Consider the following 18,597-nt stretch of genomic DNA (forward strand, 5'->3'; position numbering starts at 1 on the left):
GGGAGCGTGACGGGAGAACCGCCCGCATGCTCGAACCGACCGAGCCCGGCACGACCGGGAACGCCGAAGACAACAACACACCTGGCGACAAGCTGCCGCCGCGCCGCAGGCGCCGCGCGGCGTCCCGCCCCGCAGGACCGCCGTCGGGCGCGGCCGGCACGGAAGCTGCCGCGCCGGCCATACCGGCCGTTGACGCCGGAGTGTCCGACACCACCACCGACGAGGCGGAGGCCGCGCCGCCGGCGCGCACCCGCCGCCGCGCGGTCCGCAAGGCGACCGCCCCCGCAGGTGAGCCGCAGGCCGCCGAGGTCGTCGAGACCGCCGTGAGCGCTGCGCCCGCAGAGCCCGCTCCGGCCGCCGAGTCCGTGGAGACCGCTGAGGCGGACGTTGCCGAGGCACCGCGTGCGCGTCGCCGGGCGACCCGTAAGGCGACCGCTCCGGCAGGTGCGCCGAAGGCCGAGGAGACCGCCGAGGTCGTCGAGGCCGCGGAGACCACTGAGACCACTGAGGCGCCGCGTGGGCGTCGCCGGGCGTCCCGCAAGGCGACCGCCCCGGCGGGTGCTCCGCCGGCCGCCGGGATCGTCGAGGTCGTGGAGGCCACGCCGGTCGTCGAGACCGAGGCACCCGAGCCGGCCGCCGTCGCGGAGCCCGTCGTGGCCGAGGCACCCCGTGCCCGCACCCGCCGCCGCGCATCCGCCCCGGCCGGAGCGCCGCAGGCCGCGTCGGCCGGCACCGAGACCCCTGAGACCGAAGAGACCGTGGAGACCGTCCCGGTGGCCGAGGCTGCCGAGCCGGTCGAGGCCCCGCGCGGCCGTCGCCGTGCGGTCCGCAAGGCCACCGCCCCGGCGGGTGCTCCGGCGGCCGCCGAGGTCGTCGCCCCCGCCGACACCGTGGTCGAGGCTCCGGCCGCTGTCGCCGAGGAGCCGGCTGCCGAGCCGGAGGAGGCGGCCGAGACCGCCGAGAGCGCCGCGCCGCGCGGCCGTCAGCGCCGCCGGGCCACCGCCGCCGCAGGCCGGCCGGAGTTCACCGGCAAGGTCGAGGAGCCCGCCCGCAAGAGCCGTCGCGCGACGCGCCCCGCTGTGGCCGTCTTCCAGGCGCCGGTCTTCGCCGAGCCGATGTTCCAGACTCCGGAGACCGCCGCAGCCGCCGCCGCGGCCGCCGGCCCCGCCTCGCGTCACGCCGAGGCCGAGGTCGAGGAGGAGATCGAGACGGTCGAGGAGACCGCCGCTGCCGAGGAGGCGGCGGCTGTCGCCGAGGCCGCGCCGCAGGCGGGTACCCGCCGTCGTCGCCGCCGTCGCGGCGAGGCCGCCGAGACCGAGCCGGCCGCCGAGCGGACGGCCGCGCCCGCCGCTCCGGCGGAGGAGCCCGTCGAGGACGAGTACGAGGCGGAGAGCGAAGCCGAGCACGAGGGCGAGGAGACGGACGAGTACGGGGACCGGCCGTCGCGTCGTCGCCGTCGTGGTGGCCGTCGCCGTCGCCGCGGTGAGGCCGCCGAGGCGGACGAAGCTGCGGAGCAGCACGCCGACGAGCACGCCGTCGACACCTCCGAGGACGAGCACGAGCGTCTTCAGGAAGCCGAGGAGGAGGAAGAGGACCACGAGCTGTCCCTCTCCGGCTCCAGCAGCAGCCGTCGCCGTCGCCGTCGCCGCCGTCGCAGCGGTGACGCCACGATCGAGGCCGAAGCCGGTACGGACGACCCGGAGCGTACGGTCGTCAAGGTCCGCGAGCCCCGCAAGAAGGAGGCCGAGCGCGAGCCCGGCACCGGTTTCGACGAGGTCCAGTCCATCAAGGGCTCGACCCGTATGGAGGCGAAGAAGCAGCGCCGCCGCGAGGGCCGTGAGCAGGGCCGCCGGCGCGTCCCGATCATCACCGAGGCGGAGTTCCTGGCCCGCCGCGAGGCCGTCGAGCGGGTGATGGTCGTCCGCCAGAACGGCGATCGCACCCAGATCGGCGTCCTCGAGGACAACGTGCTCGTCGAGCACTACGTCAACAAGGAGCAGGCCACCAGCTACGTCGGCAACGTCTACCTGGGCAAGGTGCAGAACGTACTGCCGTCCATGGAGGCCGCCTTCGTCGACATCGGCAAGGGCCGCAACGCCGTCCTGTACGCCGGTGAGGTCAACTTCGAGGCGCTCGGCATGGCCCACGGGCCGCGCCGGATCGAGACCGCGCTGAAGTCCGGTCAGTCCGTCCTCGTCCAGGTGACGAAGGACCCGATCGGCCACAAGGGCGCCCGCCTGACCAGCCAGGTCTCGCTGCCCGGCCGCTACCTGGTCTATGTGCCCGAGGGCTCGATGACCGGCATCAGCCGGAAGCTGCCCGACACCGAGCGCGCCCGGCTGAAGACCATCCTCAAGAAGATCGTTCCCGAGGACGCGGGCGTCATCGTGCGCACCGCCGCCGAGGGCGCGAGCGAGGACGAGCTGCGCCGTGATGTCGAGCGGCTGCAGCAGCAGTGGGAGGACATCCAGAAGAAGTCGAAGAGCAGCGGCAGCTCCAACGCGCCGACCCTGCTCTACGGCGAGCCGGACATGACCGTCCGGGTCGTCCGCGACATCTTCAACGAGGACTTCTCGAAGGTCATCGTCAGCGGTGACGACGCGTGGGAGACCATCCACGGTTACGTCGCGCACGTCGCGCCCGACCTGACGGACCGGCTGTCGCGGTGGACCTCCGAGGTCGACGTCTTCGCCACGTACCGGATCGACGAGCAGCTGATGAAGGCGCTGGACCGGAAGGTCTGGCTGCCCAGCGGCGGCTCGCTGGTGATCGACAAGACCGAGGCGATGGTCGTCGTCGACGTCAACACCGGCAAGTTCACCGGTCAGGGCGGCAACCTCGAGGAGACCGTCACCAGGAACAACCTGGAGGCGGCCGAGGAGATCGTGCGTCAGCTGCGGCTGCGCGACCTCGGTGGCATCGTCGTCATCGACTTCATCGACATGGTCCTGGAGTCCAACCGGGACCTGGTGCTGCGGCGCCTGCTGGAGTGCCTGGGACGCGACCGTACGAAGCACCAGGTCGCCGAGGTCACCTCGCTGGGCCTGGTCCAGATGACCCGTAAGCGGGTGGGCCAGGGCCTGCTGGAGTCCTTCTCCGAGACCTGTGTCCACTGCAACGGGCGCGGCGTGATCGTGCACATGGAGCAGCCGACCGCGGTCGGTGGCGGCGGCAACGGCAAGCGTGCCAAGAAGCGCGGCCGCGGTGGCGTCGGCGAGCAGCCCGAGCACGAGCACGAGACCGTCGAGGCCGAGGTGGAGACCGAGGCCGAGGTCGCTGCGGAGGTCGCCGCTCCGGTGGCGCTGCCCGAGCCCGAGTTCGTACCGGACGAGGAGCTGTACAGCAGCCCGGCGGAGGCCGAGGCAGCCGCCGCGCGTGGTCGTGGCCGTCGGCGTGCGACCCGCAAGGTCTCGGCTCCGGCCGGTGCTCCGAAGGCCGCGCCCGCCGAGGTCGTCGAGCCGGTGGCCGAGCCGGTCGTCGAGCCCGAGCCGGTCGTCGAGGCCCCGGTGGCCGAGGCTCCGCAGGGCCGTACGCGCCGTCGGGCGACCCGTAAGGCGACCGCTCCGGCGGGCTCGCCGGCCCCGGCCGAGCAGGCCGAGCCGGTCGCGGCGCCCGTCGTCGAGACCCCGGTCGCCGAGGCCCCCGCGGTCGAGGCTCCGGTCGTCGAGGCGCCGCAGGCCGAGCCCGCACCCGAGGAGGTGGCCGCCCCGCCGCGTGCCCGGCGCCGGGTGACGCGCAAGGTGACCGCCCCCGCGGGTCCGCCCGCAGGTGCGGACGGCGCGGAGATCGTCGTGGTGACGGGCTCCGCCGACACCACCGCCGTCGCCGCGGAGGCTCCGGAATCCGCGGAGGCCGAGGCCCCGGCGAAGAAGGCGGCCCGCAAGACCGCCAAGAAGGCCACGGCCAAGAAGGCGGCCACCAAGAAGACGGCCGCCAAGAAGACCGTCGCGAAGAAGACGACGGCCAAGAAGGCGGCGGCCAAGAAGACGGCAGCGGCGGAGCAGTAGGCGCCTGCGGGTGTTCCGGGCGTCCGCCCGGAACACCCGGCCCGGTCTCCCGCTGCCGTGCAGCAGCCGACGCATGCGGACCGGCCCCGTATCAAGGGGGCCGGTCGGTTGCGTTCGGTGCACCTGCCGCGGCAGACCCGATTCCCGGAGTCCACGGGAGCGGGACCGGGGCCGGCCGGGGCGGCTGCGGCCCGGGTGACCGGGACAACTGTCCCGGGGCCTGGTCCGACGCGCCTGCGGCCGGACAATGAACGCGTAGCAAAGAGAACCAAGCAGCAAGGAGAACCCTCATGATCGGCCTGATACTCGCAGCCGGTGCCGGACGACGTCTGCGCCCGTACACCGACACCCTTCCGAAGGCCCTGGTGCCGGTCGGCCCCGAGGGTGACGAGGAGAGCCTCACCGTCGTGGACCTGACGCTGGGCAACTTCGCCGAGGTGGGACTGACCGAGGTCGCGATCATCGTGGGCTACCGCAAGGAGGCCGTGTACGCCCGCAAGGAGGCTCTCGAGGCGAAGTACGGCGTCACGATCACGCTGATCGACAACGACAAGGCCGAGGAGTGGAACAACGCGTACTCCCTCTGGTGCGGCCGCGACTCGATCAAGCACAGCGTGATCCTCGCCAACGGTGACACCGTCCACCCGGTCTCGGTCGAGAAGACGCTGCTGGCCGCCCGTGGCGACGGCAAGAAGATCATCCTCGCCCTGGACACGGTGAAGCAGCTCGCCGACGAGGAGATGAAGGTCGTCGTGGACCCCGAGAAGGGCGTCCAGCGGATCACCAAGCTGATGGACCCGGCCGAGGCGACGGGCGAGTACATCGGCGTCACGCTCATCGAGGGCGATGCGGCCGACGAGCTCGCGGACGCGCTGCGGACCACCTTCGAGCGTGACCCGGACCTGTACTACGAGGACGGCTACCAGGAGCTCGTCAACCGCGGCTTCAAGGTCGACGTGGCTCCGATCGGCGACGTCCAGTGGGTCGAGATCGACAACCACGAGGACCTCGCCAAGGGCAGGAAGATCGCGTGCCAGTACTGACCCGCCTCATACCGGCGCCGATCGTCGTCGATATCCGTGCGGGAGCCCTGGCCGACCTCGCGACCGTCCTCGCGGACCAGCGGATCTCCAGCTCGGGCAAGCTGGCGGTCGCGATCAGCGGAGGGTCCGGTCAGGCGCTGCGCGAGCGGCTGTCGCCGAGCCTGCCGAGCGCTTCCTGGTTCGAGGTCGGCGGCGGCACCCTCGAGGATGCGGTCAAGCTCGCCGAGGCCATGAAGTCCGGGCGTTACGACGCCGTGGTCGGCCTCGGCGGCGGCAAGATCATCGACTGTGCGAAGTTCGCCGCGGCGCGTATCGGGCTGCCGCTGGTCGCGGTGGCGACGAACCTCTCCCACGACGGTCTCTGCTCGCCGGTCGCCACGCTGGACAACGACGCGGGCCGTGGCTCGTACGGTGTCCCGAACCCGATCGCGGTCCTGATCGACCTGGACGTCATCCGTGAGGCCCCGGTCCGTTTCGTCCGCTCCGGGATCGGCGACGCGCTGTCCAACATCTCCGCGGTCGCGGACTGGGAGCTGGCCCATCAGGTGAAGGGCGAGGACATCGACGGCCTGGCCGCCGCGATGGCCCGCCAGGCCGGTGAGGCCGTGCTGCGCCATCCCGGCGGGATCGGGGACGACAGCTTCCTGCAGGTGCTGGCCGAGGGGCTGGTGACCACGGGTATCGCGATGTCGGTCGCGGGCGACAGCCGTCCTGCCTCCGGCGCCTGCCACGAGATCAACCACGCCTTCGATCTTCTCCACCCCGAGCGCGCTGCCAGCCACGGCGAGCAGTGCGGTCTGGGCGCGGCGTTCGCGATGCATCTGCGCGGCGCCCACGAGGAGTCCGTGCAGATGGCCCGGACGCTGCGGAGCCACGGTCTGCCCGTGCTGGCCGAGGACATGGGCTTCAGTGCGGACGAGTTCGTCGAGGTGGTCGAGTTCGCCCCCCGGACCAGGCCCGGGCGCTACACGATCCTGGAGCACCTGAACCTGTCCGCGGACGGGATCCGGGATGCCTACGCCGAATACGTGAAGGCTGTCGAGGCCTGAATCCGTGGCCCGGTTTGACCGGCTGTCCAAGGCCCCGTAGCCTTGACCGTCGGCGTTTGTTCGCCACACCTCTGAGCACTGACCTCCCGCTCGTACGGGAGAGGCCGCTCGTCCAATCCGGATCGTCACGGGTCTCCGGACCCGTGTGAGCGGCTGGCATCAGGGGTTTCCGTTCCGAGCGAGAGTGAGATCCGCGTGTACGCCATCGTGCGCAGCGGTGGCCGCCAGCACAAGGTTGCTGTCGGTGACATCGTTGAGGTTGACAAGATTTCCACTGCCCAGGTTGGCGACACGGTCGAGCTCTCGACCCTGCTCGTGGTCGACGGCGACACCGTGACCAGCGACCCGTGGGTGCTGGCCGGGATCAAGGTCCAGGCCGAGGTCGTGGACCACCACAAGGGCGCGAAGATCGACATCCTTCGCTACAAGAACAAGACCGGCTACCGCCGTCGCCAGGGTCACCGCCAGCAGTACACGGCGATCAAGGTCACCGGCATTCCCGCGGCTGCGAAGTAAGGGACTGAGAAGACATGGCACACAAGAAGGGCGCATCGTCCACCCGGAACGGGCGCGATTCCAACGCTCAGCGGCTCGGCGTCAAGCGCTTCGGCGGCCAGGCCGTCAACGCCGGTGAGATCCTGGTCCGCCAGCGCGGCACCCACTTCCACCCGGGCACGGGCGTCGGCCGTGGCGGCGACGACACGCTGTTCGCGCTCGCCGCTGGTGCGGTCGAGTTCGGCACCCACCGTGGTCGCAAGGTCGTGAACATCGTTCCGATCGCCGAGTAATTTCGGCGCTCGTCGAGCGGTTTCTGCGGAGGCGGACCTCACTTCCCGTATGGGAAGCGGGTCCGCCTTTCGCGTGTTTCTCCTAGGAGAGACAGCATGAGCTTGAAACATTTCTGCATGTATGTAACTGGAGGTTTCCACCATGACCACCTTCGTGGACCGCGTCGAGCTGCATGTCGCCGCGGGTAACGGAGGCCACGGCTGTGCCTCCGTTCACCGTGAGAAGTTCAAGCCGCTCGGCGGCCCGGACGGCGGCAACGGCGGCCGTGGCGGCGATGTGACCCTGGTCGTCGAGCAGGACGTCACCACGCTCCTCGACTATCACCACCATCCCCACCGCAAGGCCACCAACGGCCAGCCCGGCGCGGGCGACCACCGCACCGGTAAGGAGGGCCAGGACCTCGTCCTGCCGGTCCCCGACGGCACGGTCGTGCTCGACAGGAACGGCAACGTGCTGGCCGACCTGATCGGCCAGGGCACCACGTTCGTGGCCGGCCAGGGCGGCCGTGGCGGCCTCGGCAACGCGGCGCTCGCCTCCGCACGCCGCAAGGCCCCCGGCTTCGCGCTGCTCGGCGAGCCGGGCGAGTCCCGGGACATCGTCCTGGAGCTGAAGACCGTCGCCGACGTCGCCCTGGTGGGTTACCCGAGCGCGGGCAAGTCCTCGCTGATCTCGGTCCTGTCCGCGGCCAAGCCGAAGATCGCCGACTACCCGTTCACCACGCTCGTCCCGAACCTGGGCGTGGTCACCGCGGGCAGCACCGTCTACACCATCGCCGACGTCCCGGGCCTGATCCCCGGCGCCAGCCAGGGCAAGGGCCTCGGCCTGGAGTTCCTGCGGCACGTCGAGCGCTGCTCCGTGCTCGTGCACGTGCTGGACACGGCGACGCTGGAGTCCGACCGCGACCCGGTCTCCGACCTCGACATGATCGAGGAGGAGCTGAAGCAGTACGGCGGTCTGGACGACCGGCCCCGCATCGTCGTCCTCAACAAGATCGACATCCCGGACGGCCAGGACCTCGCCGACATGATCCGCCCGGAGCTCGAGGAGCGCGGCTACCGCGTCTTCGAGGTCTCCGCCGTCGCTCACATCGGTCTCAAGGATCTCTCCTACGCGCTCGCCGGTGTGATCGCCGAGGCGCGCGCAGCCAAGCCGGTGGAGGAGGCGACCCGCATCGTCATCCGCCCGAAGGCCGTGGACGACGCGGGCTTCACCGTCACGCTGGAGGACGACGGCATCTACCGGGTGCGCGGCGAGAAGCCGGAGCGCTGGGTGCGCCAGACCGACTTCAACAACGACGAGGCCGTCGGCTATCTCGCGGACCGGCTCAACCGGCTCGGCGTCGAGGACGAGCTGATGAAGGCCGGTGCCCGCGCGGGTGACGGCGTGGCCATCGGTGCCGAGGACAACGCGGTCGTCTTCGACTGGGAGCCGACCATGGCGGCGGGCGCGGAGATGCTCGGCCGGCGTGGCGAGGACCACCGTCTCGAAGCCCCGCGTCCGGCCGCTCAGCGCCGTCGCGACCGCGAGACGGAGCGCGACGAGGCGGGCAAGGCCTACGAGGATTTCGACCCGTTCGCATAAGGAGGGGTCCGGCCGAGCCCGGAGCCCCGTCCCGCTGCTTCACGTCGCCCGGTCCCGGCCCCTGATCCAGGAGTCCGGGACCGGGCGTTCCGGCTGCTCCCGCGGGGGAGCGGCCTCCTGGGCGATTTATGCTGCTAACGGGAAAGCTGTGACTGTATGATCGCCAGGCTTTGCAGAAATACTCAAAAAAGATTCGCAGTGCGTACAACCCTCTGACGCCTCAGTGGGTCATGCCAGGCGAGGGGCACATGGGTGCGTCCTCAGCCAGGGGCGAGGGGAGCGCGGTCACCCGCGCACGAGGCTGCCCGGGGATCGCCGCGAGTCGCGGCCCTGCCGAAAGACGCTAGTGAAGATTTCTTTTCTGGTACGAGACCTGTGCCACATGGGCGGAGTCGTGAGCGCCACGCAGAACCTCGCGGGCGCTCTCGCTGCACGACACCAAGTCGAGATCGTCGCCCTGCGCAAGGTACGGGACGAGTCCTACTTCCCGCTCGACCCCAGGGTCTCCGTACGCGTCCTCACCGATCTGCGTCCGCACTCCCCGGTCTCCGACCTGGACAACCCGCTGATCGAGGTGTTCCCGAAGATCTATCCGGTCGACCCGGCGGAGAAGAAGCCCGTGGTCAGCCGGCTCGCCGAGCTGCGGCTCCTGGAATTCCTGGACACCACCGACGCGGATGTCGTGGTGAGCTCCAGCCCGCGGAACACGATCATGCTGTCGTACGCCAAGGGTGACTATCTGCGGGTCACGCAGGAGCACTCGATGCCCTCGATCTACGCGAAGTACTACCAGGGCCGGCTGTTCGAGGCCTATCACTCGCTGGACGCGCTCACCGCTCTCACGCCCGAAGAGGTCGAGAGCATCGGCAAGCAGGTACCCGGCGTACGCAACCGGCTCGCGGTCATGCCGAACTGTGTGCCCGCCGCCCCCGTGCAGTCCAAGAGCACCAACAAGGTCATCATCGCCGCCGGTCTCCTCAAGGAGAACAAGAACTTCGCCGCGGTCGTGGATGCCTTCGCCACCATTGTCCGCAAGCGCCCCGACTGGCGACTGCGCATCTACGGCGGCGGTACCGAGAAGGCCAATCTGCGCCGGCAGATCGAGACGCTCGGCCTCCACAACACCGTGACGCTGATGGGCCCCGCCGCCCCGGTCTCCCCGGAGTTCAGCAAGGGCTCGATCTTCGTACTCCCGTCCAAGCGGGAAGCGTTCGGCAACGTGATCGTGGAGGCGATGGCGGCGGGACTGCCCGTGGTCAGCTTCGACGCCCACCACGGGCCGCGCAACATCATCACGAACGGCGAGGACGGCATCGTCGTTCCGCGCGGCGACACCGACGCGATGGCCGAGGCGATCCTCGAACTCGTCGAGGACGACGAGCGCCGCAAGCGCATGGGCGAGGCCGCCGTACGCGGAGCGGTGCGCTTCCACGAGCCCGCGAGCTGCGAGCGCTTCGAGGCGATCCTGCACGAGGCGTTCGCCCGCCGGGCGCTGCCCACGCAGGCCACCGCGCGGGTGGACGCCGAGGGTTCGGTCCACATCGAGGTCGGTGCGCTGCCCGAGGGCGTGCACCAGGCCGACGTGGTCTGCAGCCGGGTCGGGAAGCTGGACCAGGAGGAATGTTTTGCTCTGACGTCCGAGGGCGCCGCGGTCATTCCGTGGCGCGGCGGACTTCCGGCCGGGACCTGGGAACTGTCCATCCGGACGGCCGCGGGCCACGAGGTACCGCTCCGTGTGGACGGTTACGGCGTGGACGCAAGAGACCTGCTGAACGTTCCGCTGCCGCGTGAGAACGGCGCCCCCGCCATGGAACTGCTCCTGCCGTACCAGGGCGAGAAGGACCGCCTGCGGATGCGCAGCGTGGTGCGCGACTCCCACGTGGAGGTCGACACCCTGATGATCTCCACCGAGAGCGCCGAGATCGAGGCGGGCTACTGGGGCGGTGAGCTCGGCCGCGGCGCCGCTCTGGAAGCCGTGCACCGTAAGGACAAGAACCGAGTGCTGACCTTCCCCGTATCGGCCGTGGAGGGCCGGCGGATCACGGCCCGGGTCGACTGCGCGCTGCTGGCCGATGAGCACGAGGGACCCGAGCAGATCTGGGACGTGTGGCTGCGGCCCGCCGAGGGCGCCGCCCGCGTCCAGCTGGGCAAGCTGGCCACCGATGTGCTGGAGCCCATCGGCGTGTTCACCTTCCCGCGGCCTCAGGTGCGTGTCCTGCCGGACCCCAAGCGCACCCTGCCCGCAAAGGTCGGCTCCCGGGTGAACCGGGCGCTGAACGGCGGCAAGCCCGTCCCGCGCCCCGTCACCAAGGTCGAGATCAGGCCGTACTACACGGCTCTGTCGCAGCTCGCCTTCAAGACCGTGGATGTGGCGCCGTAACCTCGCGCGGCACACAGGAACAAAGGGTGCGGGCCCCGGAGGAAATCCTCCGGGGCCCGCACCCTTTGCTCTGTGCTCTCTGGCGTGCCGCTACTCGCTGTCCCTGAGCTCGTTCGCCTGCTCCAGCATCCGGTCGACGACCCGCTTCGACGCCGCGCCGTCGTCCAGGTCGCAGAACAGGTGGTGGAAGCGGTCGAAGCGCTCGCTGTACCGGGGCCAGACGGTGTCGATGTCCCGGATCGAGTCGATCAGTTCGGTCGACGTGCGGACCAGCGGACCGGGCGAGTCCTTCTCGAAGTCGAAGTAGAAGCCGCGCAGGGTGTCGCGGTAGTGCTCCAGGTCGTACGTGAAGAACAGCATCGGCCGCTTGAGGTGCGCGTAGTCGAACATCACGGACGAGTAGTCGGTGATCATGATGTCCGAGGCCAGATACAGGTCGGCGATGTCCGGGTACTCGGAGACGTCCCAGACGAAGCCGTTGCCGGCGCCCGGCACCTGGTCGACCACGTTGGAGTGGCGCCGGATCAGCAGGACGTGGTCGTCGCCCAGCCGGCGGCGGGCGTCCTCCAGGTCGAGTCGGAGGTCGAAGGAGTACTGGCCGGCCCGGTGCGACTGGTCGTCACGCCAGGTCGGTGCGTACAGCACGACCTTCTTGCCCGCGGGCAGACCGATGCGCTCCCTGATCTCCTTGGCCAGCATCTCCCGCTCGGGGGAGTAGAGGTAGTCGTTGCGCGGATAGCCGGCTTCCAGGATCTCCCCGTCGTACGAGAAGGCGCGCTTGAGGATCGGCGTGCTGAAGCGGTTCGAGGAGACGAGCATGGACCAGTTCTTCGCCTCCAGCTCGAGGCGCTTCTGGTACTCCTTGTCGAAGTGGAGCGTGTCGATGTCGTGACCGATCTTCTTCAGCATCGTGCCGTGCCAGGTCTGGACGATGACCTGTCCGGGACGGCGGATCACCCACTCGGGGAGGTGGGCGTTGGTCACGATGTACTTGCTGGAGGCGAGCGCGTCGAACCACTCGGTGCCCCACATACGGACCTTCTCGGCCGTCTCGGGGAGCTCGACCTGACCGTCGCGGACGGCCCACAGGTGCTTCAGGTCGTCGCCGCGGCGCACCAGTTCCTCGTGCATGGCGCGGGGGCTGTCCGAGTACTGCTTGCCGTTGTAGCTCAGGTAGAAGACCTGGTCGCGCAGCGGCTCACGGCACTTGGCCTCGTACACATCGCGGCGCAGCTGGGCCTGGCGGAACGGGCCGCGCTCCACATCGGCCAGCTCCGAACGGCAGTTGAGCTGCGGGAAGTCGTGCCAGCGCGCTTCCAGCCAGTACCGCCGGCCGCTCAGCAGCGTGTGCAGCGGGAACTGGTCCGTGGCGAGCCGGTCGATCACGAACTCGACGTCGGAGCCGTCGGTGGGACGGAGGAGGAAGTTCCAGCGGCCTGCCTTCAGCGGGATGGTGCCCTGGGCACCGCCGCCGAGTGTCGACGGGTCGAAGGCGGCCTCGTACGTCCCGTCGGCCTGCCAGTCGATCGCGACGAAGCGCTCGTCGAACCGCTCCTTGGCCTTCAGCACCAGCTCGGAACCGACCAGGTGGACGGGGGCCCGGCCGGCGATGACGATCCGGCCGTCCCGCTCGCCGACCCGGTGCATCACGGCACGCTCGGTCTGGCCGCGGAACTTGAGATAGCCGTTGTGATTCGCAATCACGGTCAGCTCGTGGCGTGAGGCCTGCGACCCCATGGACTCGGGGAGCTGGAACCGGGCGTCCTCGAGACCTTCCTGCACGACGGCGGTCAGACGGCGCGGCTCGGACCCGTCCGTGCCCGTGATCAGCAGGGCCGTGCTCCAGTTGCGCACGCGGGGCTGGGCATGGTCCTCGGTGGCCTCGGAGGTCACGAGGGCGACGTCGGCGAGCGGGACCGTCACCCGGAAGGCGGCGGTGCCGTCCGCGGACGGCACGACGGTGACGGCGTACTGCCGGACCTCACCGCTTCCCTGGTTGGAGACCTCGAGCGTGACGGAGTCGGTGTCCCGCACCGGGGTACGGATCTCGCCGCTGACGACGATCTGATCGCCGTCCAGCTCACGTCCGGTGACCAGGGCGTTGACCCGCTCGATGCGCAGCTTGAGTGCGGCGCCCTCGACGCTCGGCAGCATCCGGAAGTTCTTGTCGAGCCAGGTGTACGGCGGGAAGTTGGCCGCGCTGCCGCCGTTCGACTGGATGCCCCTGCGGCGCAGCAGCCCGGAGCTCATCACCACCACACCGATGTGCCAGAGCCCCTCCTCCCACTGCCCGTTGTGGCGGAGCTTCGCCGGGTCGAGAGTGAACTCCCAGCCCGACCAGTCGTAGTTGTAGCGCTTCTGCCAGGTGTCGGACGTGCGGCCGGGCCGGTAGACGTTCTTCGCGGGGAAGATCAGCCGGCGGCGCGAACCGTCCTTCTTGAACTGGATGAACTTCGCGGTGCTGCGCCGGTTGGGGATGTCGATCTTGTCTATCCAGGCGTCACCGGTGAGGACGAGCTTGTCGTCGTGCCACGTGACACCGACCAGGGGAGTCCTGAGGGCCAGGTCCTTGTCGATGCGCAGGGTCTTCTTGGAGAGGCTGACCCCGCTCCGCTCCAGGGCCTTGAAACCGGCGTACTTGCGTATGAAGCCGCTCACCTCGACCGGCTCACGCCGCCGCTGGTCGGCCAGCAGGTCGATCAGCTCGGGTATCGCACCGCGGCGCACCAGCGCGTACTGCACGCGCAGCTCGGCGGGCAGTTCGTCGAGGACCTGGGGGGCGACCTGTGCGAGGTAGCGGTTCGCGGAGGCGAGGAAGGCCTCGCGGTACTCCTCGTCACCGTCCGGCACGACGTTGAGGAAGATCCGCAGATCGTCCCGGAGCACACGGGCGTCGTACTCGCGCTTGAACCTGGCCCACTTGGCACCGGGGCGTTCGGCGAGGAAGTTCGTCACCGACTCGCAGGCGGCGACACGGTCCCGGACACCCTGCGGGTCGGTACGGCGCTGGGTGATCGAGGGTGCGGACTCGCCCTCGCGCAGCCGCCAGTAGTAGACGGGCTCGCCGATGAGGTCGATGGCCTCGGCCAGATAGTGGGCGCGCAGCACGACGGCGCTGTCCTCGTAGAGCACGCCCTCGGGGAAGGCGAAGCCGTGCTTGTTCCAGAAGGTGCGGCGGAACACCTTGTTGCACGAGATGCGGTCGGCGACGAGCTTGGGGTTCTCGGAGATGTGGGTGCGCTTGCGGGCCTCGCCGGCCAGCATCTTCATCAGCGGCACCTGCCAGGACCGCTCGCCCTTGAGGTGGAAGACATTCCCGGTGGCGAAGTCCGAACCGGTCTCGTCCAGGCTGGTGACCATCAATCGGTAGGCGTCCGGCGGAATGACGTCGTCGCTGTCGAGGAACGCGAAGTACTCGCTCTCCTCCGACATGTGCGCCAGTCCTGCGTTACGGGCCGAGCCGAGGCCGCCGTTCTCCTTCGTCACCAGGCGGAAACGGGCGTCGCGCTCGGCGTACCGGGTGGCGATGGCCGCAGAGCCGTCGGTCGAACCGTCGTCGACCATGAGGACTTCCAGGTCGGTGAGCGTCTGCGTCGCCACGGAGTCGAGACAGGCCTCCAGATACGCCTCGACGTTGTATATGGGCACGATGACACTGAGCCGGGGGGTCATGTCTTTCAGGATTCCTTTCGGGTCAGACCCGCTCGACCGGTTCGAGCGCCTGGGCTGGGGTGGGTGCCGGCTTGCGGTCGGCAAGCGGCACGACGGGAAGGAGGTTCTCCTCGCCCAGGAAGACTTTGCGGACGACGCGCTCCGCCGCGTGTCCGTCGTCGTAGTCGCAGAAGCGTTCACGGAACGCGCTGCGCAGAGCGGCGGCGCTCTCGCTGCGCCACTCGCCGGACCGGAGCGTCTCGGTGAGCTGCGCCTGGCTGGTCGCAACGGCGCCGGGAGGCTCGGCCATCAGATCGAAGTACGTGCCGCGGACCACCTTGTAGGTGTCCCAGTCGTCAGCGAAGATCACGATCGGCCGGTCGAGATTCGCGTAGTCGAACATCGCTGACGAGTAGTCGGTGATCAGGGCGTCCGAGGCCAGGTAGAGGTCCTCGACGCGCTGGTGCGCCGACACATCGATGATGCGGCCGCTGGTCTGGAGCTCGGCCAGCCGGCCGTCCGGCTTGTAGAAGTAGTGACCGCGTACCAGGAGGGTGACGTCCTCGCCCAGCTCGTCGGCGAGCCGTGACAGGTCGAGCCGCGGGGTGAACTCCTTCTGGTACTCGCGGTGGGTCGGCATGTACAGGAAGACCCTGGCGCCGTCCTTGAGACCGAGCTCACGGCGGACCCGCGCCACATCCGCGGCAGTCGAGTTGATCAGGACGTCGTTGCGCGGATAGCCGGTCTCCAGGGAGGTGTACCGGCAGGGGTACACCCGCTCCCACACGGTGGTCGAGAAGCGGTTGGCCGAGAGGCTGTAGTCCCAGCGGTCACAGCGCGTGAGCAGGTCCTCGAAGTCCATGTTCGTGGAGGCCGGGAAGTTCATCTGGTCCAGCCCCATGATCTTCAACGGGGTGCCGTGATGGGTCTGCAGATGGATCTGGCCCTCGCGCTTGACCACCGCATTGGCGAAGTTCACGTTGTTGACCAGGTACTTGGCGCGCGCCACCGCCGTCCAGTACGCACGGGAGCCCAGGACCGCCACCTCGACGCCCTTGGGCACCTGGCTCACCTGGTCGGCCCGTACCGCCCAGACCCGGCGAATGTGCGGGGCCAGCCGGGCCAGTTCGGCGTCGATGGCCGCGGGGTTGCAGGAGTAACCGCGGCTCCAGTAGGCCGAGAACACCGCCAGGTTCTCGTCGATCCCGAGCCTCAGCTGGGACTGGTAGAACATGCCCATGGCGGCGCGCTTGGCACGGCCGACGCGCTCGCGGTTGCGCAGGACGGACCGGTTGCGCAGTCGGCGGGCCCGGGTGGCGGTGGCCAGCGCCGGGTAGGAGCCCATGCCCAGCAGCGCGTACTTGTGGCCGCGGCCGCCCGGCGGGCGTACGAAGCCGTCCGGCAGCCTGCGCTTGTAGTCCGTGGACGCGCGGTGGAAGAACTCGGACCGTGCGTCGCGCGGCAGCCGGCCGGGCTTCTCCATGATGGTCAGATAGTGGTCGGCCATTTTCCGGAAGAGCGCCGGGCGCCACTGGTCGAGCTCGGGGCGTGCGTCCAGATAGGCAAAAACACGGTCGTACTGGTCGAACACATCGAAGTGCTTGCGACTGACGGTACGGAGGATGTTGCCGCCCTCACGCCGCTGCCGGTACAGGACGCAGGTGCGGTCGAGCACCGCCAGACGGTCCGCGGCTATCAGCGTCGAGTACGTCCACGGGGCGTCCTCGTAATAACCGGGCGGGAACTGGAAACCGTGCTGTGTGACGAAGTCGCGCCGGTACGCCTTGTTCCACACGATCTGCAGCAGATCCAGCAGTTCCGGCCGGTCCGCCAGCGAGAAGACCGCAGGGCCTGTCTCGGCGAGCAGGCTGGCGCGCTGGTTCGGCAGGCGCCGGCCGTCCCAGTAGGCGCGCGTGTAGTCGAAGATCAGGACGTCGGGATCGTCGGTCGTCTCGAGCCGCCGGGCGATGGCGCTCAGAGAGCCGGGTTCGAGGGTGTCGTCGCTGTCGAGGAACAGCAGATAGTCACCGGTCGCGTGCTCGATGCCGACGTTGCGGGCGCGGCCCAGCCCCACGTTCTCCCTCAGATGCAGGACGCGCACACGACTGTCTCGACCGGCGAACTCGTCCATGATGTCGCCGGAACCGTCCGGCGAGCAGTCGTCCACGGCGACGATCTCGAAGTCGGTGAAGTCCTGCTGCAGTACGGAGTCGAGGCACTCCCGAATGTACCCCTGCACGTTGTAGGCAGGCACGATGAGTGTCAGTCGAGGCATCCTTCACCAGTCCTGAAAGCTGTCGAGGGTTCGTGTGCCGGCACCGATTCCGCACCGTTGAACGACGGGGCGGCGCCCGAGCACCTCGACAGCGTAGTTGATCGCCGTCGGCTCACCGTGGCCCTGAGTTCGCCCGGGCTTCACCTTTGGGCGTTCGTCCCGGCATCCCCTCGATGAAGGGGTTCATGGAATTATAGTACAAAAAGTCCTATTTACTCGGCTCCATTTCTCCTGCACGTAGAGTGAAGCCGACGGTATGACCTCGTACAGGGAGACGCGCAAATGGCCTGGATGGTTACAGGTGGGGCGGGATACATCGGCGCACACGTCGTGCGCGCCATGCTCGCGGGCGGTCAGCAGGTCGTCGTGTACGACGACCTGTCGACGGGGAGCGCCGAGAAGGTGCCCGCCGGGGTGCCCCTGGTGACCGGCAGCGTGCTCGACCGGCAGGCGCTCGACGCGGCGATCCGTGACCACGCAGTGACGGGTGTGGTGCACGTCGCGGCAAAGAAGCAGGTGGGCGAGTCCGTCGAGCGGCCGCTCCACTACTACCGGGAGAACGTGACCGGGCTGGAGACGCTGCTGGAGAGCATGGTCGCGGCGGGCGTCGACCGGCTGGTGTTCTCCTCGTCCGCCGCCGTCTACGGCATGCCCGATGTGGACCTCGTCACAGAGGACACCCCCTGTATGCCGATGAGCCCGTACGGCGAGACGAAGCTCGTCGGCGAATGGCTGATCCACGCAGCCGCCCGGGCCCACGGCCTGCGCTGCGCCTCTCTGCGCTATTTCAATGTCGCGGGCGCCGCCTCCCCGGAACTCGCCGACACCGGGGTGTTCAATCTCATCCCGATGGTCTTCGAGCGGCTGGAAGCCGGTGAGGGCCCGAGGATCTTCGGCGACGACTACGAGACCCCCGACGGCACCTGCATCCGCGACTACATCCACGTGGAGGACATCGCCTCCGCGCACCTGGCGGCCGCGCGCCGGCTCGACGGGGCCGAGAGCGGTACCGACCTCACGCTCAACATCGGCCGCGGTGAGGGCAGCTCCGTGAAGGAGATGGTCGACCGGATCCTCAAGGTGACCGGCCGTGGCGACCTCACCCCCGAGGTGACGGCCCGCCGTCCCGGCGACCCGGCACGTGTGGTCGCCGGAGCCGACCGGATCCGGGCGGAGCTGGGCTGGTCGGCGACGTACGGAGTGGACGAGATGATCGACTCGGCGTGGCAGGGCTGGGTCCACCACCATGCGTAGGTTTCACCACCACGCGTAGGCTCCGACGCCACGCGTGACCAGGAGCAACGACGAAGGGGCCCGCAGGTGTGCGGGCCCCTTCGTCGTCCTTGCCGGTGCGCCGGGCGGGCGGTTACGCCTCGTGCAGCGAATTCGAGGACTCTCCGGCGGCGGCCGTCCCCGCCTGCTCGTCCGAGGCCCCGCGCTGGGCCGGGATCAGGGACAGCAGCCGCTGCTCCATGCGCGCACGACGATGCCGGCAGGCCCGCGGTGGCGGGCAGGCCGATCGGCAGCAGCCGCGGTCCCGGCGGGCCCATCAGCAGGGCGGGGGGTGCCGGGGTGATGCCCAGGGCCCAGGCGCCGATGTTGCGCGTGAGCAGTGGCAGCGCGCGGTTGGCGCGCACGGGCGTCGCCGTGACGTGGCCGGCGAAGTGGAGTGCGTGGAAGAGCGGCAGGCCGCAGACGAGTGGGAGGAAGTCCGTCTCCTGCTCCTGTCCGTTCGGCTGGAGCAGGCTCACGATCGGCAGGAAGTCACGCAGTGTCTGACGCGTCGTGACATCGGCCCTGATCTTGGTGAACTGCGCGTTCA

Annotated in this window: 10 protein-coding genes; 8 read left to right on the forward strand and 2 right to left on the reverse strand. The window is 69.5% G+C overall.

Features of this window, described 5'->3' with window-relative positions; genetic code table 11:
• Nucleotides 1-26: 26 nt before the first annotated feature.
• From OG878_RS26300 to OG878_RS26330, 7 genes are all read left to right on the forward strand, one after another.
• The gene (locus OG878_RS26300; protein ID WP_328889060.1) at nucleotides 27-4,007 is read left to right on the forward strand and encodes an Rne/Rng family ribonuclease; all 3,981 of its coding nucleotides are present in this window, start codon (nucleotides 27-29) and stop codon (nucleotides 4,005-4,007) included.
• 290 nt (nucleotides 4,008-4,297) lie between these two features.
• A complete protein-coding gene (locus tag OG878_RS26305) occupies nucleotides 4,298-5,050 on the forward strand; it encodes a phosphocholine cytidylyltransferase family protein (protein ID WP_328889061.1) in 753 nt (250 codons plus the stop codon).
• The gene (locus OG878_RS26310) at nucleotides 5,038-6,099 is read left to right on the forward strand and encodes an iron-containing alcohol dehydrogenase family protein (protein WP_328889062.1); all 1,062 of its coding nucleotides are present in this window, start codon (nucleotides 5,038-5,040) and stop codon (nucleotides 6,097-6,099) included. Before OG878_RS26305 ends, OG878_RS26310 begins: the two co-directional genes overlap by 13 nt.
• A gap of 195 nt (nucleotides 6,100-6,294) precedes the next feature.
• Nucleotides 6,295-6,615: a 50S ribosomal protein L21 gene (gene rplU, locus OG878_RS26315; protein WP_328889063.1), complete on the forward strand. Its 321-nt coding sequence runs from the start codon at nucleotides 6,295-6,297 to the stop codon at nucleotides 6,613-6,615.
• A gap of 14 nt (nucleotides 6,616-6,629) precedes the next feature.
• A complete protein-coding gene (gene rpmA, locus OG878_RS26320; protein WP_028813462.1) occupies nucleotides 6,630-6,887 on the forward strand; it encodes a 50S ribosomal protein L27 in 258 nt (85 codons plus the stop codon).
• A gap of 142 nt (nucleotides 6,888-7,029) precedes the next feature.
• Nucleotides 7,030-8,469 carry a GTPase ObgE gene (obgE, locus tag OG878_RS26325; RefSeq protein ID WP_328889064.1) on the forward strand — a complete coding sequence of 480 codons (1,440 nt, stop codon included), beginning with the start codon at nucleotides 7,030-7,032 and terminating at the stop codon, nucleotides 8,467-8,469.
• A gap of 394 nt (nucleotides 8,470-8,863) precedes the next feature.
• Nucleotides 8,864-10,849 carry a glycosyltransferase gene (locus OG878_RS26330; protein ID WP_328889065.1) on the forward strand — a complete coding sequence of 662 codons (1,986 nt, stop codon included), beginning with the start codon at nucleotides 8,864-8,866 and terminating at the stop codon, nucleotides 10,847-10,849.
• A gap of 90 nt (nucleotides 10,850-10,939) precedes the next feature.
• Here OG878_RS26330 and OG878_RS26335 read toward each other — a convergent pair whose 3' ends face one another.
• Together OG878_RS26335 and OG878_RS26340 are read right to left on the reverse strand one after the other, a co-directional pair.
• Nucleotides 10,940-14,521, reverse strand: coding sequence for a bifunctional glycosyltransferase/CDP-glycerol:glycerophosphate glycerophosphotransferase (locus OG878_RS26335; RefSeq protein WP_328889066.1), 3,582 nt, complete (start codon nucleotides 14,519-14,521; stop codon nucleotides 10,940-10,942).
• Between the two features lie 22 nt (nucleotides 14,522-14,543).
• Nucleotides 14,544-16,775, reverse strand: coding sequence for a bifunctional glycosyltransferase/CDP-glycerol:glycerophosphate glycerophosphotransferase (locus tag OG878_RS26340; RefSeq protein ID WP_328889067.1), 2,232 nt, complete (start codon nucleotides 16,773-16,775; stop codon nucleotides 14,544-14,546).
• Between the two features lie 282 nt (nucleotides 16,776-17,057).
• Here OG878_RS26340 and galE point away from each other — a divergent pair, with 282 nt between their 5' ends.
• Nucleotides 17,058-18,029, forward strand: a complete 972-nt coding sequence (galE, locus tag OG878_RS26345; protein WP_328889068.1) for a UDP-glucose 4-epimerase GalE — start codon at nucleotides 17,058-17,060, stop codon at nucleotides 18,027-18,029.
• The last annotated feature ends 568 nt before the right edge of the window (nucleotides 18,030-18,597 follow it).

The organism is Streptomyces sp. NBC_00316, from assembly GCF_036158715.1.
Taxonomy (GTDB): Bacteria; Actinomycetota; Actinomycetes; order Streptomycetales; family Streptomycetaceae; genus Streptomyces.

Excerpts from the sequence above, each read along its gene's own strand:
- OG878_RS26300 (WP_328889060.1), top strand. The coding sequence starts at position 27 with ATGCTCGAACCGACCGAGCCCGGCACGACCGGGAACGCCGAAGACAAC.
- OG878_RS26305 (WP_328889061.1), top strand. The coding sequence starts at position 4,298 with ATGATCGGCCTGATACTCGCAGCCGGTGCCGGACGACGTCTGCGCCCG.
- rpmA (WP_028813462.1), top strand. The coding sequence starts at position 6,630 with ATGGCACACAAGAAGGGCGCATCGTCCACCCGGAACGGGCGCGATTCC.
- obgE (WP_328889064.1), top strand. The coding sequence starts at position 7,030 with ATGACCACCTTCGTGGACCGCGTCGAGCTGCATGTCGCCGCGGGTAAC.
- OG878_RS26335 (WP_328889066.1), bottom strand. The coding sequence starts at position 14,521 with ATGACCCCCCGGCTCAGTGTCATCGTGCCCATATACAACGTCGAGGCG.
- OG878_RS26340 (WP_328889067.1), bottom strand. The coding sequence starts at position 16,775 with ATGCCTCGACTGACACTCATCGTGCCTGCCTACAACGTGCAGGGGTAC.
- galE (WP_328889068.1), top strand. The coding sequence starts at position 17,058 with ATGGCCTGGATGGTTACAGGTGGGGCGGGATACATCGGCGCACACGTC.